The sequence below is a fragment of the Moorena sp. SIO3B2 genome, assembly GCF_010692525.1.
GTDB classification, from domain to species: Bacteria; Cyanobacteriota; Cyanobacteriia; order Cyanobacteriales; family Coleofasciculaceae; genus Moorena; species Moorena producens.
Window position 1 is genome coordinate 1 of the sequence record NZ_JAAHHE010000696.1, and the last position, 2197, is coordinate 2197.

The 2197-nt window shown below is 47.4% G+C and carries 4 protein-coding genes; 1 reads left to right on the forward strand and 3 read right to left on the reverse strand.

From position 1 onward, the window contains the following. On the reverse strand, positions 1-796 hold a 796-nt coding region (locus F6K38_RS39925), incomplete at its 3' end, for a HEAT repeat domain-containing protein (protein ID WP_287360416.1). A gap of 51 nt (positions 797-847) precedes the next feature. Between F6K38_RS39925 and F6K38_RS39930 the strand changes: the two genes are divergently transcribed. Next, entirely contained in the window at positions 848-1078 is a 231-nt protein-coding gene (locus F6K38_RS39930) for a hypothetical protein (RefSeq protein ID WP_287248241.1), read from the forward strand. A 197-nt stretch (positions 1079-1275) separates the two neighbouring features. Here F6K38_RS39930 and cpeA read toward each other — a convergent pair whose 3' ends face one another. Both cpeA and F6K38_RS39940 read right to left on the reverse strand, forming a co-directional pair. Continuing rightward, positions 1276-1770, reverse strand: coding sequence for a C-phycoerythrin subunit alpha (gene cpeA, locus F6K38_RS39935; RefSeq protein ID WP_287248243.1), 495 nt, complete (start codon positions 1768-1770; stop codon positions 1276-1278). Positions 1771-1874: 104 nt separating this feature from the next. Next, positions 1875-2197: bilin-binding protein (locus F6K38_RS39940; RefSeq protein WP_502709654.1), on the reverse strand; the 323-nt coding region annotated here is incomplete at its 5' end.

The following is a 2197-nucleotide window of genomic DNA, read 5'->3' on the forward strand; positions in this document are numbered from 1 at the left end:
CATGAACCAGCTCTAGGTGATCAGGATGATCACGAATCACTTGATCCAGTGATGGTTCGATCTCCTCAAAGGTGATATCACCCGCTGGCAACCCAGCCTCTGCCAAGAGGCGAATTCCTCGTATTCGAAACACCATGGAAATAGGACAGGTGGCAATTTGAGGAATTGCTTGGTAGTATCGGGCATCAATCAGGTCTTGAATACAGGCTCGTCGGGCATTGACACTAGAGTGTTGTAGGAATGCCATCACTTTGTGCATCTCGCTGGTATCCCCTGTGAACCGACAAACCGTTGCGATCGCAGCACTGGCTATGGGTTCATTATCGGATTTAGTAAAGGTCTTAATCCTCTCAAGGGCTGGTTTATAGTCTAGTGCAGCCAGAGTTTGGATAATCACTCGATAAGTCTGACCTGGCTTCTCCAGTAGCTGGGCAATTTCTTCGAGAATTTCGGGATCTTGAGTGCCAATTTCCCCAATTGCCCAGACAGCATTTTCCACCGTGTAACAATCCTCATCCCCTAGACATGAGCGAATGATGGGTAAGGCTACAGAGGCTTTCAAACGACCTAAGCTTTCCACTGCCTTGCGTCGAGCGATACGATGGTACATTTCTGAATTTTGTTCTTGCACCGTTTCCATCAGGGCATTGATTGACTGCTCGCTGGGAAAGTTAATTAAATGGGATGCAGCCAGATAGCGATCAGATTGGTCTTCCAGCTGGTCTAAGGGGGTCTTTAAAAGTGCGATCGCTTGATCTTCGGTCAAATTAAATATATTGGCAAAACGTTTATCCATCAGTGATTTAGTCGTGATTTAGGAATATACAATAGGACTTACGAAGTTTAGTTGGTTGTAAGCATTGAGCTATCAGCCATCAGCTCTCAGCCATCAGCCATCAGCTCTCAGCCATCAGCTCTCAGCCATCAGCTCTCAGCCATCAGCTATCAGCCATTAGCTATCAGCTTTGGGCTTTTGGCCATCAGCCATCAGCTATCAGCCATCAGCTATCAGCTTTGGGCTTTTGGCCATCAGCTATCCGCTTTGGGCTTTTGGCCACGCTACTTGAGGTACTTTTGAATAAAATAATAACCTGACGGCTGATAGCTGATAGCTGTTCGCGTAGCTTACAGTTAGTTTTACCCCCCTAACCCCCCAAAACAATTAGGGGACTCTTTGACGGTACTCAACCAATTCAGGCAAAGCAACGTACTAAGAGTCCCCAGGTACTGATCGAAATGTTAGTCAATCAGCGACGGATTTTCACCGTGATCTCCTTAGGACAGGGAGTTGATTACATAGTCGAGGTAAGTTTTGTACTCAACCAAAGCTTGAGCAGACATGTCACGAGGAGCACAACCACGATCGCGAGTGAACTCAAGAGCTGCAATATATGGAGGGGTAGGTAGGTTCAAAGAACGGTAAACTTCACGCTGACCAGCAATACCCCACTCATCTAGAGGACCAGTACCGCCAACAACTAAGCAGTAGTTGATCAAGCGTAGGTAGTGACCAAGATCGCGGTAGCACTTGTCAATCTTGACTTGAGAATCACCAGCTTCACCAGACTCTTTCAGGTAAGGATACTTCTTAAAGCAAGCATCACCAGCTTCTTTGGTTACTTTATCAATGCCTTCTGCTAGCTTTTCAGCAGCTTCCATACGAGCAGCAGCCCGCTGTAGGCTACCTTGAACGGACTCAAGGTCAGAGCTGCTAGGAAAACGACCTGCAGCATCGGCAGCAGTAACAACTGTGCTTATAACTGATTTCATTTTTATATATCTCCTGAATGGGTTTTGACAAAGGTTATACTTAGCTTTTGGCTTCCCCAGCTCACTTTGGCAGGAGCTTGGTTATCTTAGGCAGAAGGTAAAGACTAGCTGATAGCAGCAACTACTGCATCGAAGTAGCCACCAGTTTCAGAAGCTAAGGAGGAACAATCCCCGGAAGTGAGGTCAAACTTGCGCTGGCTAGCGGTGTTGTTAACGAAAGCAACTGCAGCAGCTTTCATGATTCCAACAGCACGAGCTGTGGAGGTGGTGGGTACACCCAGAGCGCTGTAAGTTTCCTTAAGACCATTCAGGCAGCGGTCGCTGAGTACAGAAGCATCACCAGCCAAGATCGCATAGGTCACGTAGCGGAGGATGATTTCACCATCACGCAAGCAAGCAGCCATGCGGCGGTTGGGGTAGCAGTTAC